This is a genomic window from Variovorax sp. GW822-FHT04E09 (genome assembly GCF_058800845.1).
The window spans coordinates 520,129-546,848 of the sequence record NZ_JBXAMR010000004.1 but is presented as its reverse complement, the minus strand read 5'-3'; the positions used below and the strand labels follow the sequence as shown (position 1 = coordinate 546,848).

General features: G+C 67.3%; 27 protein-coding genes. 19 read left to right on the top strand and 8 right to left on the bottom strand.

Annotated elements, in window-relative coordinates:
* Nucleotides 1-33 precede the first annotated feature (33 nt).
* The 5 genes from ugpQ to ugpB all read right to left on the bottom strand — a co-directional run bounded on the left by ugpQ (nucleotide 34) and on the right by ugpB (nucleotide 5,113).
* Entirely contained in the window at nucleotides 34-780 is a 747-nt protein-coding gene (gene ugpQ / locus AC1RL8_RS19595; RefSeq protein ID WP_492685771.1) for a glycerophosphodiester phosphodiesterase, read from the bottom strand.
* 3 nt (nucleotides 781-783) lie between these two features.
* On the bottom strand, nucleotides 784-1,791 hold the full coding sequence (gene ugpC, locus AC1RL8_RS19590; RefSeq protein WP_062474484.1) for a sn-glycerol-3-phosphate ABC transporter ATP-binding protein UgpC: 1,008 nt from the start codon (nucleotides 1,789-1,791) through the stop codon (nucleotides 784-786).
* 140 nt (nucleotides 1,792-1,931) lie between these two features.
* On the bottom strand, nucleotides 1,932-2,783 hold the full coding sequence (gene ugpE, locus AC1RL8_RS19585) for a sn-glycerol-3-phosphate ABC transporter permease UgpE (RefSeq protein ID WP_062474482.1): 852 nt from the start codon (nucleotides 2,781-2,783) through the stop codon (nucleotides 1,932-1,934).
* 39 nt (nucleotides 2,784-2,822) lie between these two features.
* Nucleotides 2,823-3,704, bottom strand: a complete 882-nt coding sequence (gene ugpA, locus AC1RL8_RS19580) for a sn-glycerol-3-phosphate ABC transporter permease UgpA (protein ID WP_062474481.1) — start codon at nucleotides 3,702-3,704, stop codon at nucleotides 2,823-2,825.
* Nucleotides 3,705-3,802: 98 nt separating this feature from the next.
* The gene (gene ugpB, locus AC1RL8_RS19575) at nucleotides 3,803-5,113 is read right to left on the bottom strand and encodes a sn-glycerol-3-phosphate ABC transporter substrate-binding protein UgpB (protein WP_070063600.1); all 1,311 of its coding nucleotides are present in this window, start codon (nucleotides 5,111-5,113) and stop codon (nucleotides 3,803-3,805) included.
* A 227-nt stretch (nucleotides 5,114-5,340) separates the two neighbouring features.
* Between ugpB and serA the strand changes: the two genes are divergently transcribed.
* The 3 genes from serA to AC1RL8_RS19560 all read left to right on the top strand — a co-directional run bounded on the left by serA (nucleotide 5,341) and on the right by AC1RL8_RS19560 (nucleotide 11,015).
* Nucleotides 5,341-6,573: a phosphoglycerate dehydrogenase gene (serA, locus tag AC1RL8_RS19570; protein ID WP_070063599.1), complete on the top strand. Its 1,233-nt coding sequence runs from the start codon at nucleotides 5,341-5,343 to the stop codon at nucleotides 6,571-6,573.
* A gap of 129 nt (nucleotides 6,574-6,702) precedes the next feature.
* Nucleotides 6,703-10,581, top strand: coding sequence for a DUF3683 domain-containing protein (locus AC1RL8_RS19565; RefSeq protein ID WP_492685772.1), 3,879 nt, complete (start codon nucleotides 6,703-6,705; stop codon nucleotides 10,579-10,581).
* On the top strand, nucleotides 10,578-11,015 hold the full coding sequence (locus AC1RL8_RS19560) for an HIT family protein (protein WP_492685773.1): 438 nt from the start codon (nucleotides 10,578-10,580) through the stop codon (nucleotides 11,013-11,015). The genes AC1RL8_RS19565 and AC1RL8_RS19560 overlap by 4 nt, the downstream gene beginning before the upstream one ends.
* Nucleotides 11,016-11,030: 15 nt before the next feature.
* Here the strand turns inward: AC1RL8_RS19560 and AC1RL8_RS19555 are convergent, their stop codons facing one another.
* Nucleotides 11,031-11,807 (bottom strand): hypothetical protein, encoded by a 777-nt coding sequence (locus tag AC1RL8_RS19555; protein ID WP_492685774.1) that lies wholly within the window; start codon nucleotides 11,805-11,807, stop codon nucleotides 11,031-11,033.
* 105 nt (nucleotides 11,808-11,912) lie between these two features.
* Between AC1RL8_RS19555 and AC1RL8_RS19550 the strand changes: the two genes are divergently transcribed.
* From AC1RL8_RS19550 to AC1RL8_RS19475, 16 genes are all read left to right on the top strand, one after another.
* Nucleotides 11,913-12,326 (top strand): gamma-butyrobetaine hydroxylase family protein, encoded by a 414-nt coding sequence (locus AC1RL8_RS19550; protein ID WP_492685775.1) that lies wholly within the window; start codon nucleotides 11,913-11,915, stop codon nucleotides 12,324-12,326.
* A 172-nt stretch (nucleotides 12,327-12,498) separates the two neighbouring features.
* The gene (ubiE, locus tag AC1RL8_RS19545) at nucleotides 12,499-13,230 is read left to right on the top strand and encodes a bifunctional demethylmenaquinone methyltransferase/2-methoxy-6-polyprenyl-1,4-benzoquinol methylase UbiE (protein ID WP_070063595.1); all 732 of its coding nucleotides are present in this window, start codon (nucleotides 12,499-12,501) and stop codon (nucleotides 13,228-13,230) included.
* A 41-nt stretch (nucleotides 13,231-13,271) separates the two neighbouring features.
* Nucleotides 13,272-14,276, top strand: coding sequence for a Tim44 domain-containing protein (locus AC1RL8_RS19540; RefSeq protein ID WP_062477032.1), 1,005 nt, complete (start codon nucleotides 13,272-13,274; stop codon nucleotides 14,274-14,276).
* A gap of 57 nt (nucleotides 14,277-14,333) precedes the next feature.
* Nucleotides 14,334-14,891 (top strand): ubiquinone biosynthesis accessory factor UbiJ, encoded by a 558-nt coding sequence (locus tag AC1RL8_RS19535; protein ID WP_062477123.1) that lies wholly within the window; start codon nucleotides 14,334-14,336, stop codon nucleotides 14,889-14,891.
* Nucleotides 14,888-16,453: a ubiquinone biosynthesis regulatory protein kinase UbiB gene (ubiB, locus tag AC1RL8_RS19530; RefSeq protein ID WP_062477035.1), complete on the top strand. Its 1,566-nt coding sequence runs from the start codon at nucleotides 14,888-14,890 to the stop codon at nucleotides 16,451-16,453. Before AC1RL8_RS19535 ends, ubiB begins: the two co-directional genes overlap by 4 nt.
* Before the next feature lie 19 nt (nucleotides 16,454-16,472).
* Nucleotides 16,473-17,921, top strand: a complete 1,449-nt coding sequence (locus AC1RL8_RS19525; RefSeq protein ID WP_062477039.1) for a high affinity choline transporter 1 — start codon at nucleotides 16,473-16,475, stop codon at nucleotides 17,919-17,921.
* A 105-nt stretch (nucleotides 17,922-18,026) separates the two neighbouring features.
* Entirely contained in the window at nucleotides 18,027-18,368 is a 342-nt protein-coding gene (locus AC1RL8_RS19520; RefSeq protein ID WP_062477042.1) for an FmdB family zinc ribbon protein, read from the top strand.
* A gap of 14 nt (nucleotides 18,369-18,382) precedes the next feature.
* Nucleotides 18,383-19,015: a DUF502 domain-containing protein gene (locus AC1RL8_RS19515; protein ID WP_062477045.1), complete on the top strand. Its 633-nt coding sequence runs from the start codon at nucleotides 18,383-18,385 to the stop codon at nucleotides 19,013-19,015.
* 37 nt (nucleotides 19,016-19,052) lie between these two features.
* Nucleotides 19,053-20,858, top strand: a complete 1,806-nt coding sequence (gene aspS, locus AC1RL8_RS19510; RefSeq protein WP_492685776.1) for an aspartate--tRNA ligase — start codon at nucleotides 19,053-19,055, stop codon at nucleotides 20,856-20,858.
* Between the two features lie 7 nt (nucleotides 20,859-20,865).
* Nucleotides 20,866-21,339: a dihydroneopterin triphosphate diphosphatase gene (nudB, locus tag AC1RL8_RS19505; RefSeq protein ID WP_492685777.1), complete on the top strand. Its 474-nt coding sequence runs from the start codon at nucleotides 20,866-20,868 to the stop codon at nucleotides 21,337-21,339.
* Nucleotides 21,336-22,109: an endonuclease/exonuclease/phosphatase family protein gene (locus tag AC1RL8_RS19500; RefSeq protein ID WP_487847824.1), complete on the top strand. Its 774-nt coding sequence runs from the start codon at nucleotides 21,336-21,338 to the stop codon at nucleotides 22,107-22,109. Before nudB ends, AC1RL8_RS19500 begins: the two co-directional genes overlap by 4 nt.
* Before the next feature lie 73 nt (nucleotides 22,110-22,182).
* On the top strand, nucleotides 22,183-22,914 hold the full coding sequence (gene folE / locus AC1RL8_RS19495) for a GTP cyclohydrolase I (protein ID WP_062477056.1): 732 nt from the start codon (nucleotides 22,183-22,185) through the stop codon (nucleotides 22,912-22,914).
* A gap of 3 nt (nucleotides 22,915-22,917) precedes the next feature.
* Nucleotides 22,918-23,340, top strand: coding sequence for a BLUF domain-containing protein (locus tag AC1RL8_RS19490; RefSeq protein ID WP_062477059.1), 423 nt, complete (start codon nucleotides 22,918-22,920; stop codon nucleotides 23,338-23,340).
* A gap of 16 nt (nucleotides 23,341-23,356) precedes the next feature.
* Nucleotides 23,357-24,238, top strand: coding sequence for a DMT family transporter (locus tag AC1RL8_RS19485; RefSeq protein WP_492685778.1), 882 nt, complete (start codon nucleotides 23,357-23,359; stop codon nucleotides 24,236-24,238).
* A gap of 13 nt (nucleotides 24,239-24,251) precedes the next feature.
* Nucleotides 24,252-25,076 (top strand): DUF429 domain-containing protein, encoded by an 825-nt coding sequence (locus AC1RL8_RS19480; RefSeq protein WP_492685779.1) that lies wholly within the window; start codon nucleotides 24,252-24,254, stop codon nucleotides 25,074-25,076.
* 135 nt (nucleotides 25,077-25,211) lie between these two features.
* Nucleotides 25,212-25,706, top strand: coding sequence for a BON domain-containing protein (locus AC1RL8_RS19475; RefSeq protein ID WP_062477068.1), 495 nt, complete (start codon nucleotides 25,212-25,214; stop codon nucleotides 25,704-25,706).
* Between the two features lie 82 nt (nucleotides 25,707-25,788).
* Here AC1RL8_RS19475 and AC1RL8_RS19470 read toward each other — a convergent pair whose 3' ends face one another.
* Nucleotides 25,789-26,301 (bottom strand): hypothetical protein, encoded by a 513-nt coding sequence (locus AC1RL8_RS19470; RefSeq protein ID WP_492685780.1) that lies wholly within the window; start codon nucleotides 26,299-26,301, stop codon nucleotides 25,789-25,791.
* Complete coding sequence (locus AC1RL8_RS19465; RefSeq protein ID WP_062477071.1) at nucleotides 26,288-26,671, bottom strand: hypothetical protein; 384 nt, start codon at nucleotides 26,669-26,671, stop codon at nucleotides 26,288-26,290. Before AC1RL8_RS19465 ends, AC1RL8_RS19470 begins: the two co-directional genes overlap by 14 nt.
* Nucleotides 26,672-26,720 lie beyond the last annotated feature (49 nt).

Below are 26,720 nucleotides of genomic sequence, written 5' to 3'. Positions count from 1 at the left end.
GCCATGACGTAAGAACGGGTAAGAAATGCAGCGTCAGCCCGCGGGGCTGAACAGGTCCACCCGGTCGGTGATGATGCCGTCGGTGCCCAGGTCGATGAGCCGCTGTGCGGCCCAGTCGTCGTTCACCGTGTAGCTCAGCGAACGCAGGCCCGCGCCATGCACCTGCGCCACGGTGGCGGCGTCCCACAGCGCGTGGTTGCAGACGACGGCCTGGCAACCCAGGCTCAATGCCGTGTCGAGCCAGCCGTTCCAGAGCGTGTCGAGCAGCAGGCCGCGCGGCAGTTCGGGCTGCACGGCCTGCGCGCCCTTCAGCGCGTCGACCTGGAACGAGGTGAGCAGCGGCGGCACGGCCGCACCTTGCCAGAGGCGCGCGGCTTCGCGTGCCACCACTTCGCCGGTCTCGCGTTCGGTGCCGGGCGTGGGCTTGATCTCGATGTTCAGCAGCAGCTCGTTGGCGCGGCAGAAGCGCGCCAGGTTCTCCAGCGTGGGCAGCGGCTCACCCGCGAAGGCGCGCGAATGCCAGCCGCCCGCATCGAGCTGCGACAGCGCGCTCCACGCCTGCTGGCCGCCGATGCCGTGGCCGTTGGTGGTGCGATCGAGCGTGGCGTCGTGCATCAGGAACACCACGCCGTCGGCGCTGAGCTTGGCGTCGCACTCGAACATGCGGTAGCCGTGCGAGGCGCCGAAGCGGAAGGCCGCAAGCGTGTTCTCGGGCGCCAGCTTGCCGGCGCCGCGGTGCGCGACCCAGCGGGGGTAGGGCCAGGGGCTGCGTTCGGCCATCGCTCAGTCGGCCCTTTTGCCCGATCCGGCGTCGAACCAGTGCAGCTTGTCTTCGCGCGCCGCGATCTTCACTGTGTCGCCGGCCACCGGCGGGTGGTCGCCCTCGTCGGTGCGCATGATGATCTGCTCCTCGCCGATGCGGCCGTACACCAGGCGCTCGGCGCCCAGCAGTTCGACCTGCTCGACCTGCACCGTCCAGCCGCTTTCGTCGAGCTTCATGTGCTCGGGGCGGATGCCCAGGATCTGGCCCGGGCGCACGCCCGGCGCGTGCTTGAGCAGGTTCATCGGCGGCGAGCCGATGAAGCTCGCCACGAAGGTGGTGGCGGGCCTGGAGTACACCTCTTCGGGCGTGGCGAACTGGTCCATCACGCCGCCGTTCATCACGATGATGCGCTGCGCCAGCGTCATGGCCTCGACCTGGTCGTGCGTGACGAACAGCGAGGTGATGCCGAGCTCGCGGTGCAGCTTCTGGATCTCGAGGCGGGTCTGGGCGCGCAGCTTGGCGTCCAGGTTCGACAGCGGTTCGTCGAACAGGAACACCTGCGGCTGGCGCACGATGGCGCGGCCCATGGCCACGCGCTGGCGCTGGCCGCCCGAGAGTTCGCGCGGCTTGCGCTCGAGCAGGTGGCCCAGCTCGAGGATCTTGGCGGCCTTGTCGACGCGCACCTTGATCTCGGCCGTCGGCACCTTGGCGATCTTCAGGCCGTAGGCCATGTTCGCGAACACGCTCATGTGCGGGTACAGCGCGTAGTTCTGGAACACCATGGCGATGTCGCGCTCGGAGGGCTCGAGCTGGTTCACCACCTTGCCGCCGATGCAGATTTCGCCGGCCGAGATTTCCTCCAGGCCCGCGACCATGCGCAGCAGCGTCGACTTGCCGCAGCCCGAAGGGCCGACGATGACGATGAATTCGTGGTCGGCGATCTCGGCGCTCACGCCGTGGATGACCTGGTTGGCTTTCGGCCCGTGGCCGTAGCGCTTGATGACGTTGCGTAGGGAAAGTGCAGCCATGTTCTTCTCGATTTCGACCTCTATCTCGAGGCACTGTTATTTCCAGAACCACCGCGGAACCGGCTTTGCCGGGCCGCTGGTGGTGCCCCCGGTAGGGGGTTGGCGAAGCGACACGAAGTGCGCGAAGCCTGGGAGCGAGCCTATTTCTCGGTATCAACAAGGCCCTTGACGAACCATTTCTGCATCAGGATCACCACCAGCGCGGGCGGCAGCATCGCCAGGATGGCGGTGGCCATCACGACGTTCCATTCGTTCTGTCCGTCGCCGCCGGCAATCATCCGCTTGATGCCGACCACCACGGGGTACATGTCTTCGCTCGTGGTCGCCAGCAGCGGCCACAGGTACTGGTTCCAGCCGTAGATGAACTGGATCACGAACAGCGCCGCGATCGAGGTCTTGGACAACGGCAGCAGCACGTCGAAGAAAAAGCGCATGGGGCTGGCGCCGTCCATGCGCGACGCTTCGGTGAGCTCGTCGGGCACCGTGAGGAAGAACTGGCGGAACAGGAAGGTCGCCGTGGCCGACGCGATCAGCGGCACCGTCAGGCCCGCGTAGGTGTTCAGCATGTTCAGGTCGGACAGCACCTTGTAGGTGGGCAGGATGCGCACCTCCACCGGCAGCATCAGCGTCACGAAGATGGCCCAGAAGCAGATCTTCTTGAACGGGAAGCGGAAGTACACGATGGCGAAGGCCGACAGCAGCGAGATGGTGATCTTGCCGATGGCGATCACCATGGCCGTCACGAAGCTCACCCACATCATGTGCGCCACCGGGGCGTTGGAGCCCGCGCTGCTCTCGCGCCCGAACAGCGCGCCCTTGTAGCTGTCGACGATGTTCGAGCCGGGTGTCAGGGGCATCGGCGCCTGCACGATCTCCTGGGCCGTGTGCGTGGAGGCCACGAACGCCAGGTAGAGCGGGAAGGCGACGATGAACACGCCCAGGATCATGATGACGTGGGCCAGGATGCCTTGCGTGCCGCGTTTCTCAACCATGCTGCGCTCCGCCGAATTCGATTTGTTCTTGTTGCTTCATCAGTACTGCACTTTCTTCTCGACGTAGCGGAACTGGATGACGGTCAGCGCCACCACGATCACCATCAGCACCACCGACTGCGCGGCCGAGCCGCCGAGGTCGAGGCCCTTGAAGCCATCGTGGTAGACCTTGTAGACCAGGATGGTCGTGTCCTTGCCCGGGCCGCCCTGCGTGGCTGCGTCGACGATCGCGAAGGTGTCGAAGAAGGCGTACACCACGTTGATCACCAGCAGGAAGAAGGTGGTGGGCGACAAGAGCGGGAACTGCACGGTCCAGAAGCGGCGCCACGGGCGCGCGCCGTCGATGGCCGCGGCCTCGATCAGCGACTTCGGAATGGACTGCAGCCCGGCCAGGAAGAACAGGAAGTTGTAGGAGATCTGCTTCCACACCGAGGCCATCACGATCAGCGTCATGGCGTGGCCCGAGTCGAGCAGGTGGTTCCAGTTGATGCCGATCTTGCCCAGGGCATAGGCCACCACGCCCAGGGAGGGCGAGAACATGAAGACCCACAGCACGGCCGCCACGGCGGGTGCCACGGCGTACGGCAGGATCAGCATGGTCTTGTAGAACATGCCGCCGCGCACGATGCGGTCGGCGAACACGGCCAGCATCAGCGACAGGCTGATGCCGATGCCGGCCACCAGCACCGAGAACAGCGCGGTGGTCTTGAACGACTCGGCATAGGCCGGGTCGTCGAACAGGTGGCGGAAGTTGTCGAACCCGACGAACTCGACCGACGTGCCGAACGCGTCCTGCTGCTGCAGCGACTGCAACAGCGCCTGGCCGGCCGGCCAGAAGAAAAACACGAGGATCACCGCCATCTGCGGTGTCAGCAGCAGCCAGGGCAACCAGCCCGAGCGAAAGAAAACGCGTTTTTCCATGAAGCCCCTACATAAAAAATCCCGCCCGGCGCACCCTGGAAGAAGGGCGTGCGGGGGCGGGCGATATTAGCCGGACACGGAGCCCGGATCTTCAATCGTTAGCTTTTGTTCGCCTTTTGGAAGCGTTCGAGCTGTTCGTTGCCGCGGGTCACGATCGAATCGAGGGCTTCCTTGGCGGTCTTCTTGCCGCCCCAGACCTGTTCGAGCTCTTCGTCCTCGATGGCGCGGATCTGCACGTAGTTGCCCAGGCGGATGCCGCGGCTCTTGTCGGTGACCTTGCGGATCATCTGCGTCACGGCCACGTCGGTGCCGGGGTTCTGCTTGTAGAAGCCCGACTCTTCGGTGAGCTTGTACGAGGCGGTGGTCACCGGCAGGTAGCCGGTGCGCTTGTGGCTGGCGGACTGCACTTCAGGCGTCGAGATGAAGCTGAAGAACTTGGCCACGCCCTTGTACTCGGCGGCCTTCTTGCCCGACATGACCCACAGGCTGGCGCCGCCGATCACGGTGTTCTGCGGTGCGCCCGGCACGTCCGGGTAGTAGGGCAGGGGTGCCAGGCCGTAGGCGAACTTGGCGTTCTTGGCCACGTTGCCGTAGAAGCCCGACGACGTGTTGATCATGGCGCACTCGCCCGACACGAACGAGGCTTCAGGCACGTTGCCGCGGCCCTTGTAGATGAACAGGCCCTGCTTGGACATGCTGGCCAGGTTCTCGATGTGGCGCTGGTGCAGCGGCGAATTCACCTTCAGGCGCGCGTCCAGGCCCTGCAGGCCGTTGGCCTTGCTGGCGAACTCGACGTTGTGCCAGGCCGAGAAGCTCTCGACCTGCGTCCAGTTCTGCCAGGCCGTGGTGAACGGGCACTTGTGGCCGCTGGCCTTGAGCTTGGCGGCTGCCGCGACCACTTCGGGCCAGGTGGCGGGTGCCTTGTCGGTGGGCAGGCCGGCGGCCTTGAAGGCGTCCTTGTTGAAATAGAAGATGGTGGTGGAGCTGTTGAACGGGAAGCTCAGCATCTGGCCGTTGGGGGCGGTGTAGTAACCGGCCACGGCGGGGATGTAGGCGGCCGGGTCGAACTTCTCGCCCGCGTCCTTCATGACCTGGCCGACCGGAATGACGGCGCCCTTGCTGGCCATCATGGTGGCGGTGCCCACTTCGAACACCTGCAGGATGTGCGGTGCGTTGCCCGAGCGGAAGGCCGCGATGGAGGCCGTCATGGATTCGTCGTACGTGCCCTTGAAGGTCGGCACGATCTTGTATTCCTTCTGGCTCTCGTTGAACTGCTTGGCCAGGTCGTTGACCCACTCGTTGTTGACGGCGGTCATGGAATGCCACCACTGGATCTCGGTCTGGGCCTGGGCTGCATTGAACAGCGTGGCGGCCAGCGCCGATGCCAACGCGAGCGTCTTGAATCGCATGAAGACTCCTGAAGGGAAAAAATGGAAAGCGCGAATGCTAGGGCATGTGCGTGACACAGCCGCGTCACATTGGGGCACGGACCGAAGGGTTCCTCCAATCGGGGAAACCCCTTTGGCGTCAAGCCCGGTGCGGGTTGCGGGCCTCATGCTGCGCTGCACCATGCTAGCATCGCCCTCCCTTTTTTGGCCTAGCTTGTCGCCATGGCCGGGGCTTCCTTGAGTACGCCATGAGCAGCAAAACCTCCCTCGACAAAAGCAGGATCAAGTTCCTTTTGCTCGAAGGCATCCACCCCTCGGCCGTGGAGGTGCTGCGCGCCGCCGGCTACACCAACATCGAGTCGCTGCCGGGTGCGTTGCCCGACGCCGAGCTCAAGGCCAAGATCGCCGACGTGCACTTCGTGGGCATCCGCTCGCGCACCCAGCTGACGGCCGAGGTGTTCGCTGCCGCGCACAAGCTGGTGGCCGCCGGGTGCTTCTGCATCGGGACCAACCAAGTCGACCTCGAAGCCGCCCGCGAACACGGCGTGGCCGTGTTCAACGCCCCGTATTCCAACACCCGCTCGGTGGCCGAGCTGGTGCTGGCCGAAGCCATCCTGCTGCTGCGCGGCGTGCCCGAGAAAAGCGCCGTGGCGCACCGCGGCGGCTGGCTCAAGTCGGCCGAGAACGCCTTCGAGATCCGCGGCAAGACGCTGGGCATCGTGGGCTACGGCTCCATCGGCGCGCAGCTGTCGGTGCTGGCCGAGGCGCTGGGCATGCACGTGGCCTTCTACGACGTGGTCACCAAGCTGCCGCTGGGCAACGCCCGCCAGGTGCGCGAGCTGCACCAGCTGCTGGGCCAGAGCGACATCGTGACCCTGCACGTGCCCGAGACCCAGGCCACGCAATGGATGATCGGCGCGGCCGAGATCGCCGCCATGAAGCCGGGCGCCATTTTGCTGAACGCCTCGCGCGGCACCGTGGTCGAGATCGAACCGCTGGCCGAGGCCCTCAAGAGCAAGAAGCTGCTGGGCGCCGCCATCGACGTGTTCCCGGTCGAGCCGCGCACCAACAAGGACGAGTTCCAGTCGCCGCTGCGCGGGCTGGACAACGTGATCCTCACGCCGCACATCGGCGGCTCGACCATGGAGGCGCAGGCCAACATCGGGCTCGAAGTGGCCGAGAAGCTGGTCAAGTACAGCGACAACGGCACCTCGACCTCGTCGGTCAACTTCCCCGAGGTGGCGCTGCCGGCGCACCCGGGCAAGCACCGCCTGCTGCACATCCACCGCAACGTGCCGGGCGTGTTGTCCGAGATCAACAAGATCTTCTCGGACAACAACATCAACATCTCGTCCCAGTTCCTGCAGACCAACGAGAAGATCGGCTACGTCGTGATGGACATCGACGCCGCCTCGTCCGACCTGGCGCTGGAAAAGCTGGCGAAGGTAGGCGGGACGATCCGCAGCCGCGTGCTGTTCTGAGCCCGCCGGGGCCCGTGCGGGCTCCGCGATAGGGAATAGCGGCCGGGCACGGCAAAGCCCCCGGGGCCTGCCCTAAAATCGACCCCCCGGCTACATGGGCGCGCAGCGCCTGGCCAAGGGCCCCACCCGATGAATGCTCCGACCGCGTTGAATACGCTGTTGTCACAGGCCGCAGAGCCTGTACGACTGCGCGAGATCCCCTACAACTACACCAGCTTCTCCGACCGGGAGATCGTGATTCGCCTCCTGGGCGAGCGCGGCTGGGACCTGCTGCAGACCCTGCGCGCCGAGCGCCGCACCGGCCGATCGGCGCGCATGCTCTACGAGGTGCTGGGCGACATCTGGGTGGTGCAGCGCAACCCCTACCTCGTCGACGACCTGCTCGACAACCCGCGCCGCCGCGGCCAGCTGGTCGACGCCCTGCGCCACCGCCTGGGCGAGGTGCAGAAGCGCCGCACCCCCGACAGCGACCTGCCGCGCGACCAGCTGGTGGGCGAGCTCACCGGGCTCGTCAGCCAGGCTGTCGCCGCCTTCGACGACACCTTCCGCGACGTCGCCGCGCTGCGCCGCAAGGCCACCCGCGTGCTGGGCCGGCTCACGGCCAAGGACAACATCAAGTTCGACGGCCTCTCGCGCGTGTCGCACGTGACCGACGCCACCGACTGGCGCGTCGAGTACCCCTTCGTCGTGCTGTGCCCCGACACCGAGGCCGAGATGGCCTTGCTGGTCAAGGGCTGCATCGAGCTGGGCCTGACCATCATTCCGCGCGGGGGCGGCACTGGCTACACCGGCGGCGCGATCCCGCTGACCTGGAAGAGCGTGGTCATCAACACCGAGAAGCTCGAGGCCATGACCGAAGTCGAGCACGTCGCGCTGCCCGGCTTGGCCGCGCCCGTGCCCACCATCTGGACCGAGGCCGGCGTGGTCACGCAGCGTGTGGCCGACGCGGCCGAGCGCGCGGGCTTCGTGTTCGCGGTCGACCCCACCTCCGCCGAGGCCTCGTGCGTCGGCGGCAACGTCGCCATGAACGCCGGCGGCAAGAAGGCCGTGCTCTGGGGCACGGCGCTGGACAACCTCGCCTCGTGGCGCATGGTCACGCCGCAGGCCGAATGGCTCGAAGTGACCCGCATCGGCCACAACCTGGGCAAGATCCACGACGCCGAGAGCGCCGTGTTCGAGCTGCAGTACTACGCGGCCGACGGCAAGACGAAACTGCGCACCGAGCGCCTGGACATTCCCGGCAAGACCTTCCGCAAGGAAGGCCTGGGCAAGGACGTGACCGACAAGTTCCTCTCGGGCCTGCCGGGCATCCAGAAAGAGGGCTGCGACGGCCTCATCACCAGCTGCCGCTGGGTGGTGCACAAGATGCCGGCGCACACGCGCACCGTGTGCCTCGAGTTCTTCGGCAACGCCAAGGACGCGGTGCCCAGCATCGTCGAGATCAAGGACTTCATGTTCGCCGAGCAGAAGCGCTCGGGCGTGCTGCTGGCCGGCCTCGAGCACCTGGACGACCGCTACCTGAAGGCCGTGGGCTATGCCACCAAGTCGAAGAAGCACGGCGGCCTGCCCAAGATGGTGCTGTTCGGCGACATCGCGGGCGACGACGCCGACGCGGTGGCCCGTGCCACCTCGGAAGTGGTGCGCATCGCCAACTCGCGCAGCGGCGAAGGCTTCATTGCCATCAGTCCCGAGGCGCGCAAGAAATTCTGGCTCGACCGCAAGCGCACGGCCGCCATCAGCAAGCACACCAACGCCTTCAAGATCAACGAAGACGTGGTGATCCCGCTGCCGCGCATGGCCGAGTACAGCGACGGTATCGAGCGCATCAACATCGAGCTGTCGCTGCAGAACAAGCTCGCGCTCACCGACGCGCTCGAAGCCTTCCTCACGCGCGGCAACCTGCCGCTGGGCAAGACCGACGACGCGCACGAGATTCCGGCGGCCGAGCTGCTCGAAGACCGCGTGGCACAGGCCGTGGCGCTGGTGCACGAGGTGCGCGCGCTGTGGGCCGGCTGGCTCGAGAACGTCGACGCGCTGTTCCCGCAGCTGCAGGACCACACGCTGCGCGCCAGCTGGAAGACCCAGCTGCGCCAGCCGCTGCAGGAGATTTTTTCGGGCGCCGAGTTCGGTCCGATCCTGGCCGAGTGCACCGCCATCCACAAGCAGGTGCTCAAGGGCCGGGTGTGGGTCGCGCTGCACATGCACGCGGGCGACGGCAACGTGCACACCAACATCCCCGTGAACAGCGACAACTACGACATGCTGCAGACCGCGCATGCCGCGGTGGTGCGCATCATGGCGTTGGCGCGCAGCCTCGACGGCGTGATCTCGGGCGAGCACGGCATCGGCATCACCAAGCTCGAGTTCCTCACCGACGAAGAGCTGCGTCCGTTCACCGAGTACAAGGCCCGGGTCGACCCCGAGGGCCGCTTCAACAAGGGCAAGCTGCTGCGCGCGCCCGCCGGGCAGGCGCAGACCCTGCACGCCGACCTGACCAATGCCTACACGCCGAGCTTCGGCCTCATGGGGCACGAGTCGCTGATCATGCAGCAGAGCGACATCGGCGCCATCGCCGACAGCGTCAAGGACTGCCTGCGCTGCGGCAAGTGCAAGCCGGTGTGCGCCACGCACGTGCCGCGCGCCAACCTGCTGTACAGCCCGCGCAACAAGATCCTCGCGACCTCGCTGCTGGTGGAGGCCTTCCTCTACGAGGAGCAGACCCGGCGCGGCATCAGCATCAAGCACTGGGAAGAGTTCGAGGACGTGGCCGACCACTGCACCGTGTGCCACAAGTGCCTCACGCCGTGCCCGGTAAAGATCGACTTCGGCGACGTGTCGATGAACATGCGCAACCTGCTGCGCAAGATGGGCCAGAAGAGCTTCCGTCCCGGCAACGCGGCCGCGATGTTCTTCCTGAACGCGACCAACCCGCAGACCATCAAGGCGGTGCGCGCCGGCATGGTGGGCATCGGCTTCAAGGCGCAGCGCATGGCCAACGACCTGCTGCGCGGCCTTGCGAAGAAGCAGACCGGCGCGCCGCCGGCCACGCTGGGGCCTGCGCCCATCAAGGAGCAGGTGATCCACTTCATCAACAAGAAGATGCCGGGCAACCTGCCGAAGAAGACGGCGCGCGCGCTGCTCGACATCGAGGATGCCGACTACGTGCCGATCATCCGCAACCCGAAGTCGACCACGTCGGAGACCGAGGCGGTCTTCTACTTCCCGGGCTGCGGTTCGGAGCGGCTGTTCTCGCAGGTCGGCCTGGCCACGCAGGCGATGCTCTGGCATGCGGGCGTGCAGACCGTGCTGCCGCCGGGCTACCTGTGCTGCGGCTATCCGCAGCGCGGCAGCGGCCAGTTCGACAAGGCCGAGAAGATGATCACGGACAACCGCGTGCTCTTCCACCGCGTCGCCAACACGCTCAACTACCTCGACATCAAGACGGTGGTGGTGAGCTGCGGCACCTGCTACGACCAGCTGCAGGGCTACCAGTTCGACAAGATCTTCCCGGGCTGCCGGATCATCGACATCCACGAGTACCTGCTCGAAAAGGGCATCACCCTGGCCGATGCCGGCGGTGGCGGCTACCTGTACCACGACCCCTGCCATTCGCCAATGAAGCAGCAGGACCCGATGAAGACCGTGAAGGCGCTGGTCGGCGACAACGTGCTCAAGAACGACCGCTGCTGCGGCGAGTCGGGCACGCTGGGCGTGTCGCGGCCCGACATCTCGACGCAGATCCGCTTCCGCAAGGAAGAAGAGCTGAAGAAGGGCGAGGCCGCGCTGCGCGAAAGCGGCAACGTCGGCGCGACCGACAACGTGAAGATCCTCACCAGCTGCCCGAGCTGCCTGCAAGGCCTCTCGCGCTACGGCAACGACCTGAACAACGGCCTGCTCGAAGCCGACTACATCGTGGTCGAGATGGCCAACAAGCTGCTCGGCGACGACTGGATGCCGAACTACGTGGCCGCTGCCAACCAGGGCGGCATCGAGCGGGTGCTCGTATGACGGCGGTGGCCGGTTGCCCGCTGTGCGACGCGCCCGGCGGGCGCATCGTGTTCGAAGGCGCGAAGCTGCGCGTCATCCATGCACAGGAAGAAGGCTTTCCGGCCTTCTACCGCGTGGTGTGGCAGGACCATGCAGCGGAGTTCTCCGACCTCGACGCGGCCGACCGCGCGCTGTGCATGGAGGCCGTGGTGCGCGTGGAGCAGTGCCTGCGCGACGCGCTGGCACCCACCAAGCTCAACATCGCCGCGCTCGGCAACATGGTGGCGCACCTGCACTGGCACGTGATCGCGCGCTTCGACTGGGACAGCCATTTCCCCGGCTCGGTCTGGGCCGCCGTGCAGCGGACCGCGCCGGCCGAGCGGCTGGCCGCCGTGCAGGCGCTGCTGCCGCAGGCGGAGGCCGACATGGTCCGCCGGCTCGCGTCGCTGGCCTGAGGCCTTCGTTTTTTCTCAGCTGGCCGCGGTGACCGTCTTGCGGTCGGCGCAGGCCTGCTTGAATTCCGGCGTGGCGCGCGTTTCCTTCGAGAAGCGCTTCGAGGCCACGCTGCCATCCCTGCACACGCGATCGAGCTCGGCCTGGGCGCTCTTGTTGCCCGCATGCGCGGCGTGGGCCAGCAGGCGCACCGCGTGGAAGGGCAGTGCGCCCGAGCTGCCGGACGATGCGGTCGCTGCAGTGGTCGTCGGCGGCGGTGTTGCTGCGACCTTGACGGGCTCCGTAGGCAGCGTGCGTGCGTTGCCCGCCGAGGTCGGCATGCGCTCGACGGCGGTGAAGTCGCCGCTCTTGCCGGCGCGCTCGACCATCTGCCGGTAGCTGTCCATCATGAACGACGTGTCCTTGGGCGTGAGCTCCTTCGCCGGCTTGGCGAGGTAGGCCGCGACCTCGGGCGGCAGGGCGGCGTTCACGGCGCTCAGCTCGTGCGCGCCGCCGAAGCCCCGCGAGCCGGCCTGTGCGGCATGCGCCGCATCGTCGCCCAGCGCCATCGCACCCTTGGCGGCCACGCCGGTTGCACCTTCGGCCGCCACCGCACCGGCGCCGACCGCCGCGCCCTTGCCCGCCACGCCGGCCGCCTTGCCGGCAGTCGCGGCCTTGCCTGCCGCCTTGCCGATCAGGCCCCAGAAGGCATGGGCCGGTGGGGCGAGGGCGGTGCCCGCGAGCGCGGCGCAGAGGACGAGGGCGGCCCGGTTCGGACGCGACAGGAGGAGGGGAGAGCGTGTGCGTGACGGCATGCGGCAATGCTAAGCGCAGGCGGCCGGCACGCTGGCGCGCAGCGCGCGGCATACTGCGCGAGTCCCACCCCTTTTCTCTTTTCTCTTCTTCCGAACGGATTCCCCATGGCAGGTTTGCAAGCTGGCGCGCCGACACCCCAATCGATCACCGTGCACGGCCAGTCGCGCGTGCTCGAAGTCGGCTTCTCGGACGGCGCCACCTTCCGCATCCCCTTCGAGCTGATGCGCATCTACTCGCCATCGGCCGAGGTGCAGGGCCACGGCCCGGGGCAGGAGGTGCTGCAGACCGGCAAGCGCGACGTCGACCTGGTCGGGCTGGAACCGGTGGGCAACTACGCCGTGCAGCCGGCCTTCAGCGACGGCCACAACTCCGGCATCTACACCTGGAGCCTGCTGTACGACCTGGGCGTGCGGCAGGCCGAGCTGTGGGCCGACTACGAGCGGCGCTTGGCCGCGGCGGGCGTGGACCGCGATGCCCCGATGGCCGACAAGGGCGGCCACGCCTGCAGCAGCCACTGAGCGCTGTGGGAACCGAGGGTAAACATACCCTGTTGCTATTGAAAAGATAGCCTTACACACAGCAAAGACGCGCGTTGCGGCGGCCCTCCGTTGGAGGAAAAAGCAACAAATGTCCGCCGTGCCTGCGGGGTCGTCGCCTTGAAGGAATGCCTTCCGGCCTAACATCCACCGCATGAGTACAACCCACTTCGGCTTCGAGAAAGTCGACGAAAGCGAGAAGGCGCAACGCGTTCGCGGCGTCTTCGACTCGGTGGCCTCGCGCTACGACATCATGAACGACCTGATGTCGGCCGGCCTGCACCGGGCCTGGAAGGCCTACACCGTGATGGTCGCGAACGTGGGCGAAGGCTCGCGCGTGCTCGACATCGCGGGCGGCACCGGCGACCTCGCGCTTGCCTTCTCGAAGAAGGTCGGCGCCACGGGCCAGGTGGTCCACACCGACATCAACGAAGCCATGCTGCGCACCGGCCGCAACCGCCTGCTCGACGCCGGCGTGGTGCTGCCCACCACGGTCTGCGACGCCGAGAAGCTCCCCTTTCCCGACAACCACTTCGACGTGGTCACCGTGGCCTTCGGCCTGCGCAACATGACGCACAAGGACGTCGCGCTCAAGGAGATGAACCGCGTGCTCAAGCCGCGCGGCAAGCTGCTGGTGCTCGAGTTCTCGAAGGTCGCCAAGCCGCTCACGAAGGCCTACGACTGGTATTCGTTCAACGTGCTGCCGCGACTGGGCAAGCTCGTGGCCGGCGACGACGCGAGCTACCGCTACCTGGCCGAATCGATCCGGATGCATCCCTCGCAAGAGGAGCTCAAGACCCTCATGAAAGAGGGCGGTTTCGGACATGTGGACTATCACAACATGACAGGGGGAATTGCTGCCCTCCATGTTGGAATCAAGTGTTGATCACGATGACGACGCGAATTTTTCGCTCAAGAGGAGACGGCATGAAGAGTTTGGGTTCTTTGTTCTTGGCAGCAGCACTGGTGCTGGTGAGCGTTCAGGCGGAAGCTGCTCGCATGGGTGGCGGCAAGTCCGTCGGTCGCCAGTCGTCCAACGTGACGCAGCGCCAGGCCACGCAGCCCGCGGCCCCCGCGCAGCAGAACGCGACCAATGCGGCGCCCAAGCCCGCAACGCCCGCCGCCGCTGCACCGAAGCGTCCGTGGGGCGCGATGCTCGGCGGTCTCGCCGCCGGCCTGGGCCTGGCATGGCTCGCGAATTCGCTGGGCCTGGGTGCCGGCTTCGCCAACATCCTGCTGATCGCGCTGCTGGCCTTTGCCGCGCTCGCGGTGTGGCGCATCTTCAAGGCGCGCTCGGCCGCGTCGTCGGGCAACGCCAACCGCCAGGGCGCTTTCGCCTTCCAGGGCGCCGGCAGCCCCGCCGATGCACGCGCACCGGCACAGTACAGCCCGGCCAACGTCGGCAACGACGCCTCGGCACGGCCGTGGGAGCGCAACGCCGCGGCGTTCGACGCCGCGCCGGCATCGCACGGCAGCAGCCTCTCGGCCGCGGGTGCCGCAGCCGGCGGCAGCATGATCGGTTCGGCACTGGCCGGTTCGCAGTCCTGGGGCATCCCTGCGGGCTTCGATGCCGACGGTTTCCTCACCGCCGCCAAGCGCAACTTCGTGACCCTGCAGGACGCCTGGGACCGCGCCGACGTGTCGATGCTGCGTTCCATGATGACCGACAGCATGGTCGAAGAGATCCGCACGCAGCTGGCCGATCGCGCCAGCCACACGGGCGGTGCGCTCAACAAGACCGAAGTCGTGATGCTCGACGCCAAGCTGCTGGGCATCGAAGAGCTGCCCGACGCCTACATGGCGAGCGTGGAGTTCTCCGGCATGATCCGCGAAGACGCCTCGGCGGGCCCGGCCCCGTTCCGTGAAGTCTGGAACATGACCAAGACCGGCAGCGCTGGCTGGCTCGTCGCAGGCGTGCAAGCGCTGCAATGACAAAAACCTGAGCTGCAGCCGTCACCCGGCCGTAGCACTGACGGGATAATGGGGACCATGGCTACACCATCGTCCCCTTTTTCTTTGCTCGGCGACCTGTTCAACCGCATTGGCGAACGCCTGCAACCGCCGGCCTGGGCCGTCCACGAGATCCAGCACCGCGCGGTCCTGTTCCTGAACCACGTGCTGCAGCAGGAGCCCGAAGCGCAGCAGCGGCTGCTGCGCCAGCAGGGCAGGGTGGTGCGCTTCCAGTGGCGCTTCGTCACGATGGAACTGGTGGCCACGCCGGCCGGCCTGCTCGACTTGGCACCCGCCGGCTCCACGCCCGAACTCACGCTCACCGTGATCGATGACTCCCCCTTCGACATCGCCCGCGCCACGCTGCGCGGCGACAAGCCTTCCGTGCAGATCGTCGGCGACGTGCAGCTCGCGGCCGAGGTCAACTGGCTGGTCGACCACGTGCGCTGGGACGTCGAGGATGACCTGGCCCGCGTGATCGGCGACGTGCCCGCGCACACGCTGGGCAACGGCGTGCGGCGCGTGGTCGGCGCGCTGCGCCAGTTCGTCGGCGACCGCTCGGCCCGTGCCGGCGGTGCGGCGGGCCACGCCGAATGAGTCGCTTCTATCGCGGCCTGTTCATCGTCTGGGTCGCACTGCGCTATGGCCTGGACGAGCTCGTGCTCACGAGCTTCCAGAAGCCCTGGCTGCGCGTGGTGGCGCGCATCGTCTCCATCGGACGCAACCTCGACGCACCGCGCGGCCAGCGCCTGCGCGAAGCACTGGAGCGGCTGGGCCCCATCTTCGTGAAGTTCGGCCAGGTGCTGTCCACGCGGCGCGACCTGCTGCCGCCCGACATCGCCGACGAGCTCGCCTTCCTGCAGGACCGCGTGCCGCCGTTCCCCTCGGCGGTGGCGGTCGCGACCATCGAGCGCGCCTTCCGCCGCCCGGTGAGCGACGTGTTCGTGCAGTTCGACGAAACGCCCATCGCCAGCGCCTCGATCGCGCAGGTGCACTTCGCGACCATCCGCACCAACCAGGGCGAGATCCGCGACGTGGCGGTGAAGGTGCTGCGCCCCAACATGCGCGGCGTGATCGAGAAGGACCTGGCCCTCATGGCCATGATGGCCGGCTGGATCGAGAAGCTCTCGCCCGACGGTAAGCGCCTGAAGCCGCGCGAGGTGGTCGGCGAGTTCGACAAGTACCTGCACGACGAGCTCGACCTCGTGCGCGAGGCTGCCAACGCTGCGCAGCTGCGCCGCAACATGGCCTCGCTCGACCTGGTGCTGATCCCCGAGATGTTCTGGGACTTCTGCCACCCCGAGGTGATCGTGATGGAGCGCATGAACGGCGTACCCATTGCGCAGATCGACAAGCTGCGCGCCGCCGGCGTCGACATTCCCAAGCTCGCGCGCGACGGCGTGACGATCTTCTTCACACAGGTGTTTCGCGACGGCTTCTTCCATGCCGACATGCACCCGGGCAACATCCAGGTGAGCCTGGCGCCCGAGACCTTCGGGCGCTACATCTCGCTCGACTTCGGCATCATCGGCACGCTCACCGAGTCCGACAAGGAGTACCTCGCGCAGAACTTCGCGGCCTTCTTCCGGCGCGACTACAAGCGCGTGGCCGAGCTGCACCTGGAGAGCGGCTGGGTGCCGCAGGGCACGCGCATCGACGAGCTCGAGGCCGCGATCCGCACGGTGTGCGAGCCGTACTTCGACCGGCCGCTGAAGGAGATTTCGCTGGGCATGGTGCTGATGCGCCTGTTCCAGACCTCGCGCCGCTTCCACGTCGAGATCCAGCCGCAGCTGGTGCTGTTGCAGAAGACCCTGCTGAACATCGAGGGCCTGGGCCGCAGCATCGACCCCGAGCTCGACCTCTGGGCCACGGCCAAGCCCTTCCTCGAGAAGTGGATGATCGACCAGATCGGGCCGAAGAAGCTGTTCCAGCAGCTGCGGGCCGAGGCGCCGCGCTACGCGAAATTGCTGCCGCAATTGCCGCGTTTGCTGCACGATTTCCTGGAAAATCGGCCGCCCGATCACCGCCGCGAGTTGCAGGAGCTGCTGGCCGCGCAGAAGCGCACCAACCGGCTGCTGCAGGCCATCCTCTATGGCGGCATCGGATTTGTCCTGGGGTTGCTCGCCATGCAAGTGCTGGTGCGCGTGCGTTTGTTCTAGAGGCTGGAGGAGTTTCGCCGTGTTGTTGACGCTGGTCATCGTCTATCTGCTGGTCACCATCGCCATCGGCCTGTATGCGGCCAAACGGGTGAAGAACACCACCGACTTCGCGATCGCGGGGCGGCACCTGCCGCTGTTCATGATCATCACGACCACCTTCGCGACCTGGTTCGGGTCCGAGACGGTGCTCGGCATCCCGGCCAAGTTCATCGAGGGTGGCCTGAGCGGCGTGGTCGAAGACCCGTTCGGCGCGGGCACCTGCCTGATCCTGGTGGGCCTGTTCTTCGCGGGCAAGCTGTACCGCATGACGCTCTTGACCATCAGCGACTACTACCGCGAGCGCTACGGCCGCAGCGTGGAAGTGGCCTGCTCGCTGATCATCATGCTGAGCTACCTGGGCTGGGTGTCGGCGCAGGTCACGGCGCTGGGGCTGGTGTTCAACGTGCTGTCGGCCGGCGCCATCAGCATCCCGCTGGGCATGGTGATCGGCGTGGTCTCGATCCTGGCCTACACGCTGTTCGGCGGCATGTGGTCGGTGGCCGTGACCGACTTCATCCAGATGATCATCCTGGTCGTCGGCCTCGCGGTGATCGCGATGTTCGCGGGCGACATGGCCGGCGGCGCCGACAAGGTGGTGGCCTTCGCGGTCAGCAAGGACCTCTTCAAGTTCTGGCCCGAGCCCAACTGGCACGACATGGTGTTCTTCTTTGCCGCGGCCATCACGATGATGCTGGGCTCCATTCCGCAGCAGGACGTGTTCCAGCGCGTGATGTCGGCCAACAGCGTCAAGGCCGCCACGCGCGGCCCGGTGATCGGCGGCGTGGCCTACATCCTGTTCGCCTTCGTGCCGATGTTCCTTGTGGCCAGCGCGCTGCTCATCATGCCGGAGGAGGTGGCCGTGCTGCTCAAGGAAGATCCGCAGAAGGTGCTGCCCACGCTGGTGCTGCAGAAGATGCCCTTCGTGATGCAGGTGCTGTTCTTCGGCGCGCTGCTGTCGGCCATCAAGTCGACCGCCTCGGCCACCCTGCTGGCGCCCAGCGTCACCTTCACCGAGAACATCTGGCGCCAGTTCCGTCCCGCCGGCACCGACCGCGAGAACCTGATGACCATGCGCATCACGGTGCTGCTGTTCAGCGCCGCCGTGCTGGCCTACGCGATCCGCATGCAGGGCACGCCGATCTACGAGCTGGTCTCGGGCGCCTACCAGGTGCCGCTGGTGGGGGCCTTCGTGCCGCTGGTGTGCGGCCTGTACTGGCGCCGTGCCACCACCCAGGGCGCCATCGCCTCGATCGTGGGGGGCATCGGCGTCTGGCTGCTGTTCATGGCCATGCCATGGGGTACCGCCTTCCCGGCCCAGCTGGCGGGCGTGCTGTCCTCGTTCGCGGGCATGGTCATCGGCTCGCTGCTGCCGCAATGGATAGCGAACACTCACACGCCGCACCGCCTCCTGGCGACCGAGCCGGCCTGACGGCGGGCCGGGCCGGGCCCCCACGGCCCCTGCGGGCGGGGGCGCCCCTATAATCGAGGGCTTTGCGAGCGGCAGCTGCGTCGCTCATTCCCACCCCGATTCCCCATGCCCATTTACGCCTACAAGTGCAGTTCCTGCGGCTTTGCCAAGGACGTTCTGCAGAAGATGTCGGACACGCCGCTCTCGGTGTGCCCGGAATGCGGTGCGAGCGCATTTGAAAAGCAGGTCACGGCCGCCGGCTTCCAGCTCAAGGGCTCGGGCTGGTACGTGACCGACTTCCGCGAGGGCGGCGGCAAGAAGTCCGAGGCCGCCACCGCGCCCGCTGCGTCCGGCGACGGCGCCAAGTCGGCCGATGCTTCTTCTTCGTCCCCCGCCTCCAGCCCCGCACCGGCGCCCGCTCCCGCGCCGGCCCCCGCTGCAACGGCTGCCGCCAAGAGCGGCGACTGACGGAACCCTCGCCCATGTCCGCCCTGCGCAAATGGTTGTTCTCCGGCTTGCTGGTGATCGTTCCGCTGTTCATCACCCTGGCGGTGCTGAAGTGGATCATCGACACGCTCGACCAGACGCTGTGGGTGCTGCCGGGCGCATGGCAGCGCTGGCTCTACGACAACAACATCCGCGGGCTCGGTGTGCTGCTCACGCTGGCCATCCTGCTGGTGGTCGGTGCCATTGCGAGCAACTTCGTCGGCAAGCGCCTGCTCGGCTGGGGCGACGCCGTGGTGCGCCGCATTCCGGTCGTGCGCTCGATCTACTCGAGCGTCAAGCAGGTGTCGGACACGCTGTTCTCCGAGAACGGCAACGCATTCCGCACGGCAGTGCTGATCCAGTGGCCGCGCGAGAGCGTGTGGACCATTGCCTTCGTGACCGGCGCGCCGGGCAACGAGGTGGCCGAGTACCTAGGCAGCGAGGAATTCCTCAGCGTCTACGTGCCGACCACGCCCAACCCCACGGGCGGCTACTTCGTCATGCTCAAGCGCAGTGACTGCGTCGAACTGAAGATGAGCGTGGACGAAGCGCTCAAGTACATCGTCTCGATGGGCGTGGTCGTTCCAGGCGGCCCCTCCTCGGTGGCGATCAAGCCATCCAACTCATAAAAACGAACGCGCCACGACGGCGCCGGAAGTCATCTCTATGGCCATGCGTACTCACTATTGCGGTCTTGTGACCGAAGCCCTGTTGGGCCAGACCGTCACCCTGTGCGGGTGGGTCAACCGTCGCCGCGACCACGGCGGCGTGATCTTCATCGACGTGCGCGACCGCGAAGGCTACGTGCAAGTGGTGTGCGACCCCGACCGCGCCTCGACCTTCGCCGTGGCCGAGAACCTGCGCAACGAGTTCTGCGTGCAGATCACCGGCTTGGTGCGCGCGCGCCCCGAAGGCACGACCAACGACAGCCTCAAGAGCGGCAAGATCGAAGTGCTGTGCCACGAGCTGAAGGTGCTCAACCCCTCGGTCACGCCCCCGTTCCTGCTGGACGACGACAACCTGTCGGAAACCACCCGCCTCACGCACCGCGTGCTCGACCTGCGCCGCCCGGCCATGCAGCGCAACATGATGCTGCGCTACAAGGTGACGATGGAAACGCGCAAGTTCCTCGATGCCAACGGCTTCATCGACATCGAGACGCCGATGCTGGGCAAGTCCACGCCCGAAGGCGCGCGCGACTACCTCGTGCCCAGCCGCGTGCACGACGGCAGCTTCTTCGCGTTGCCGCAGTCGCCCCAGCTGTTCAAGCAGCTGCTGATGGTGGCCGGCTACGACCGCTACTACCAGATCGTGAAGTGCTTCCGCGACGAAGACCTGCGCGCCGACCGCCAGCCTGAATTCACGCAGATCGACATCGAGACCTCGTTCCTCGCCGAAGAAGAAATCCGCGAGATGTTCGAAGGCATGATCCGCAACGTGTTCCGCAACGCCGCGGACATCGACCTGCCGGTGTTCCCGACCATGAGCTACGCCGACGCGATGTTCAAGTACGGCTCGGACAAGCCCGACCTGCGCGTGAAGCTCGAATTCACCGAACTCACCGAGCTGATGAAGCGCGTCGAGTTCAAGGTGTTCTCCAACGCCGCCACCATGGCCGGCGGCCGTGTCGTCGCACTGCGCGTGCCCGGCGGCGGTGCCGAAGGCGGCCTGTCGCGCGGCGAGATCGACGCCTACCAGGAGTTCGTGAAGATCTACGGCGCCAAGGGCCTGGCCTACATCAAGGTCAACGACGCTGCTGCCGGCCGCGACGGCCTGCAAAGCCCGATCGTCAAGAACCTGGACGACGCCACGCTGGCCGAGATCATCGCTCGCACGGGCGCGCGCAACGGCGACATCCTGTTCTTCGGCGCCGACAAGGAAAAGGTCGTCAACGACGCCATCGGCGCGCTGCGCGTGAAGATCGGCCACAGCGCCTTCGGCAAGAAGGCCGGCCTCTTCGAGGACCGCTGGGCACCGCTGTGGGTGGTCGACTTCCCGATGTTCGAGTTCGACGAGGAAGGCCAGCGCTGGAGCGCCGTGCACCACCCGTTCACCGCACCGAAGGACGGCCATGAAGACCTCATGGACACCGCGCCCGAGAAGTGCATCGCCAAGGCCTACGACATGGTGCTCAACGGCATCGAGATGGGCGGCGGCTCGGTGCGTATCCACCGCGAGGAAGTGCAGAGCAAGGTGTTCCGCGCGCTCAAGATCAGCGCCGAGGACGCGCAGCTCAAGTTCGGCTTCCTGCTGGACGCGCTGCAGTACGGCGCCCCGCCGCACGGCGGCATCGCCATCGGCCTGGACCGCCTCGTCATGCTCATGACCGGCGCCGAGTCGATCCGCGACGTGATCGCCTTCCCCAAGACCCAGCGCGCGCAAGACCTGCTGACGCAGGCGCCGAGCCCGGTCGACGAGAAGCAACTGCGCGAACTGCACATCAAGCTGCGCAACACGCCGCAAGCGGCCTGATGCAGCCATGACGACCGGCACCCGGCCCTGGAAGATCCCGGAGTCGGTGCTGGTCGTGATCCACACGCCCGTGCTCGACGTGCTGCTGATCCGGCGCGCCGATGCCCACGAGTTCTGGCAATCGGTCACCGGCAGCAAGGACGCCCTCGATGAGCCGCTGGCGCTCACCGCGGCGCGCGAGGTGGCCGAGGAAACCGGCATCCAGTGCGGCGAGGGCACGCCGCTGGCGTCGCAACTGGTCGACTGGCAGCTGCGCAACGTCTACGAGATCTACCCCGGCTGGCGCGCGCGTTACGAACCCGGCGTCACCCACAACACCGAGCACCTGTTCGGCCTGTGCGTGCCCGAGCGCCTGACACCCCGGCTCGATCCGCGCGAGCACACCGACTGGCAATGGCTGCCGTACCACGAGGCGGCGGATGCCTGCTTTTCCCCGTCGAACGCCGAAGCCATTCTGTTGCTGCCAGAATTTGCGCGATGAACCCACCGGCCGCCGCAGCAGCAGCAACGCAGAACCTCCGGGTCGCGACCTACAACATCCACAAGGGTGTGCAGGGGATCGGGCCGGCGCGTCGGCTCGAGATCCACAACCTGGGCCACGCCATCGAGCAGCTCGATGCCGACATCGTCTGCCTGCAGGAAGTGCGCAAGATGAACCGGCAGGCCGCCGCCCGCTTTCCGCGCTGGCCCGAGCTGCCGCAGGCCGACTTTCTGGCGCCCGAGGGCTACACGGCCGTCTACGAGACCAACGCCGTCACGCGCCACGGCGAGCACGGCAACGCGCTGCTCACGCGCTGGCCGGTGATCCGCACCGGCCACCAGGACATCTCCGACCACCGCTTCGAACAGCGCGGCCTGCTGCATGCCGTGATCGACGTGGAAGGGCGCCGGGTGCACGCCATCGTGGTGCACCTGGGGCTCATCAAGGGCAGCCGCGTGCGGCAGGTGGCCCGGCTGCGCGAGTTCATCGAGCGCGAGGTGCCGGCCGACGAGGCCGTGGTGGTGGCCGGCGATTTCAACGACTGGGGCGCGCGCATGCGCTACGCCATGAACGCCATGGGCCTGCGCGACACCAGCGACCTGCGCGGCCCACGCACGCTCACGTACCCGTCGCGCCTGCCCGTGACGCAGCTCGATTTCGTCTACGGCCGCCAGCTCGAACCGCTGGCCTGCAACGTGCCGCGCGGCCCGATCTGGGCCCGCATGTCCGACCACCTTCCGCTGGTAGCCGACTTCGCGCTACCTAATTGATAGCATTGCTCCGAGAAGGGGCGGGCGTTGCAGCCCGAATCCCCTGGGGCCATTCACTGGTACGATCCCCGCCATGCTGAGGAAAACCGACGTCGAACCGCTTCCCGATCGAAAAGACGATGACGAGGGCACCCCCGTCTCCGTCAAGATCCGCGAGCGACTGAATGCAGCGCGCAAGCGTTTCAACGCCAACGACAACATCGCCGAGTTCATCCAGCCGGGCGAGCTGGAGTCGCTGCTCGACGAGGTCGAGGTCAAGATGAAGGGCGTGCTCGAGAGCCTCGTCATCGACGTCGAGAACGATCACAACACCGACAACACCGCGCGCCGCGTGGCCAAGATGTACCTCAACGAGGTGTTCCGCGGCCGCTACGTGCCGGCACCTCCGCTCACTGAGTTTCCCAACGCCGAGCACCTGAACGAGCTGATGATCGTCGGCCCGATCACCGTGCGCAGCGCTTGCTCGCACCACTTCTGCCCGATCATCGGCAAGCTGTGGATCGGCGTGATGCCCAACGAGCACACGAACGTGATCGGCCTGTCGAAGTACGCGCGCCTGGCCGAATGGGTCATGGGCCGTCCGCAGATCCAGGAAGAAGCCGTGGTGCAACTGGCCGACCTGATCCAGGAAAAGACCCAGCCCGACGGCCTCGCACTGGTCATGGAGGCCGAGCACTTCTGCATGGCCTGGCGCGGCGTGAAGGAAATGGACAGCAAGATGATCAACTCCGTCATGCGCGGCGTGTTCCTGAAAGACCCGAGCCTGCGTCGCGAATTCCTCTCCCTCCTGCCACGAAAGAGCTGAGCCATGCTGGTCCGACTTCTCTATGCCAGTCGCGCCGTCGATACCAGCCCCGAGGCCATCGAGGCGATCCTCGCGAAATCGCGCACGCACAACCCGGCCTGCGGCATCACCGGCATCCTCTGCTACGGCGCCGGCACCTTCCTGCAGGCCATCGAGGGCGGGCGCGACGCCATCAGCGATCTCTACGGCCACATCCAGCGCGATCCGCGCCACAAGGACGTTGTGCTGCTGCACTACGAGGAAATCTCCGAGCGCCGCTTCGGTGGTTGGACGATGGGGCAGGTCAACCTCTCCAAGCTCAACGCCTCGACGCTGCTGAAGTACTCCGAGAAGCCCGAACTCGACCCCTACAAGGTCTCGGGCAAGGTCTCGCTCGCGCTGCTCGAAGAACTGATGGCCACCGCGGCCATCGTCGGCCGCCACTGATCCCGGTTCGACCGGGGTGCCCCTTTCCGCGTTCGCACTGATCCTGCTGGCTGGCGTCATCCACGCCAGCTGGAACATCGCCGCCAAGAAGGCGAACGGCGATTCGCGCTTCGCGTTCCAGAGCGGCGTGTTCATGGCCGTGGTGTGGGCGCCCGTGGGCATCACGCTCGGCTGGAGCGTCGTACCGACCTGGGGCACGAAGGAGTGGGCCTTCATCGTGCTGAGCGGCGTGCTGCACGTCTTCTATTACGTCGTGCTGCTGCGCGGCTACCGCAAGTCGGACCTCACCGTGGTCTATCCGCTGGCGCGTGGCTCGGGGCCGCTGCTCTCGTCGCTGGTTGCGATCCTGTTTCTCGGCGAGAAGATCAGCCTCGTCGGCGTGGCCGGCATCTTCGGCGTGGTGCTCGGTGTGTTCCTGGTGGCCGGCGGCCCGCGCCTTTTTCACAAGAAGCACGACCCGGTGCAACGCGAGCGCGTGCAAAAGGGCATGCGCTACGGCGTGCTGACAGGCGCCTTCATCGCTGCCTACACGGTCACCGACAGCTACGCCGTCAAGTTCCTCGCGATGTCGCCGATCCTGCTCGACTACATGAGCAACTTCGTGCGCCTCGTGCTGCTGCTGCCCGCCGCGCTGCAGGACCGCGCGACCACCGTGCGCATGTTGCGTGAACAGTGGAAGTACGCGCTGCTGGTGGCGGCGATCAGCCCCGTCTCGTACGTGCTGGTGCTGTACGCGGTGCAGCAGGCGCCCATCTCGCACGTCGCGCCGGCGCGCGAGGTGTCGATGCTGTTCGCCGCGCTGATCGGCGGGCACCTGCTGCGCGAAGGCGACCGCATGCTGCGGCTGCTGGGCGCGCTGTTCATCGCGGCCGGCGTGATCGCGCTCGCACTGGGTTGACCGAAGGCGGGCGATGCTTTTCGGCTGCGATTTCTCGAGCGCACCGACCGCCCGCAAACCCATCGTCGTGGCCGTCGGTGAACTGGCCAGCACGGACGCCGTCACGCTGACTGGCCTGCACCGTTTCGCCACGCTCGACGCCTGGGGCCTGTGGCTCGACAACAGCACGCCCGCCTGGGTCGGCGGCTTCGACTTTCCCTTTGGCCTGCCGCGCGAACTGGTCGAGCACCTGCAGTGGCCCATCGCATGGGATGCGCTGATCGCTCACTACGCCGGCCTCAGCCGCGCCGAGATTCGCGACACCTTCGCCGCCTTCTGCGCGGCGCGTCCGGTCGGCGGCAAGTTCGCGCACCGTGCGACCGACGCGCCGGCCGGCTCGAGCCCGTCGATGAAGTGGGTGAACCCGCCCGTCGCCTACATGCTGCATGCCGGCGTGCCGCGCCTGCTCGCCGCCGGCGCCACCTTGCCGGGTCTGCACACGGGCACCCACAAGGAGCGCATCGCGCTGGAGGCCTATCCCGGCCTGCTGGCCCGCGAGCTGATCGGCCGGCGCAGCTACAAGAGCGACGACCTCGCGCGCCAGTCGCCCGAACGCGAGGCCGCACGTACCGACCTGCTGGCCGCGCTGGAAGCCGGGCGCACGCGGCTCGGCCTGCGCCTCCAACTCACGGCCCCACAACGCGACGGGCTGCGTGCCGACGCCAAGGGCGACGAACTCGATGCGGTGCTGTGCCTGCTGCAGGCCGCCTGGGCCCGGCAGCGCGCCGGCAGCCCGGGGCCGGGCTACGGATTGCCGGGGTCCATGGACCCGCTCGAAGGCTGGATCGTCAGCGCCTGAGCCGCCTGCCGTCGCTTGCTTGTCCTACAGCGCTTCGGGCCTGCGGCGACACCCGGGCGCGGGCGGTGGGGACTAGATTGACTGGCGTGGACCAAGCCGGTCCATGCACCCATTCCGACCGCAGGAGGATTTCCCATGACAACGTCGAACCGTTCCCTCGCTCCCTTTGCCACCTCGCGCACCTGGCTCGCCGTGCTCGCCGCCGGCGCCGCGCTGACCCTGGCCGCCTGCGACAAGCCGGGCAACCAGACCGCCGGCGAGAAGCTCGACAGCGCCGTCGCCAAGACCGAGCAGGCGGCCTCCGATGCCAAGGCCAAGACCGAACAGGCCGCGGCCGATGCCAAGACCGGCATGGCCGGCGCCACCGCCGATGTGAAGGAAGCCGCCAAGGACGCCACCGCCGCCGTGACCGCCACGGTCGACGATGCCGCGATCACCGCCTCGGTCTCGGCCGGCCTTGCCAAGGACCCGGACCTGAGCGCGATCAAGATCGACGTCGACACCAAGGGCGGCGCCGTGAGCCTCAAGGGCCCGGCCCCGACGGCCGCCGCTAAGTCGCGCGCCGAGGAGATCGCCAAGGCCGTGCAAGGCGTGAAGTCGGTGAACAACCAGCTCGAAGTGAAGGGCTGACCGGTCCTTCCGCCGCGCCCAGCAAAAAGCCCGGTTCGACCGGGCTTTTTCTTGTCTGCGTGCGGCACGCGTTGGCGCGACGTCAGGGCGGGTCTTGCCGTGGCGGCCGCGCAGGCTTCTGCAGCAGCGTGTTGATCAGATCGGCCACGTCGGAGGTCTTGAGCACCGCCGCGATCACGGCCGTGGCCGAGAGCAGCCGCCAGGGCCGCACGAGCACCAGCAGCGAGCCCGTGGCGGCCGCGGCGGCCATGAGCTTGACGGGCTCCGTGCGGGCGTAGTGTTCGAGCAGGGGGCGGGCCAGCTGGCCGGCCGCGTGCGCGGGATGGCGGCGCCACCAGCGCTGCACCACGCCGCGCGCCATCGCGCTCCAGACGTTGTGGCGGCGCCCCGGCGAGGCGGGCGGCGCATCACCCGCGTCGGTGTGTGCGTATTCGAGATCGTCGTCGGCGTCGCCGGCGGCAAAGGCGCGATGGGGCGCCGGTGCGTCCGGCTCGCCGCCGTTCAGTTGCCGCACGAGCGCGCGGCGCGAGAGGGCCAGCCGTTGCTGCGGCGTGAGTTGCGGTGCGGCAGGGCGGCGGGGATCAGGGCTGCTCATGGCGGGCTCCGGCGGCGTGCAGCGCGTCGAGGTCCGCGGCCAGTTGGGCGCGCAGATCGTCGAAGCCATAGTTCGGACTCGGGCGGGTGGCGATCCAGGTGCAGATCGCCGCGATCACCACCGCCACGGCGGGCACGGCCACCAGCACCCAGTGGAAGCTGCCATGCAGCACGCCGAGCAGCACGGCCACGCCGATCAGCCCGAGGGCGAGCACGGCGGTGGCCACTGCCAGGACGCCCGCGACCAGTCGGGCAACCAGGCCGCGTCCCGCCACGGCACTCTCCTGCCGGACAAGGGCGGCGTAGTTGGCAATGTGATCGGCAATGAGCTCCGGGTGCCCGAGCACCGTCGAGAAGATCGGATGAAGCATGTGCGAGGGTGGTCGGGCGGGGTCGGTCTGTCAGTGGCGATGCAACGGA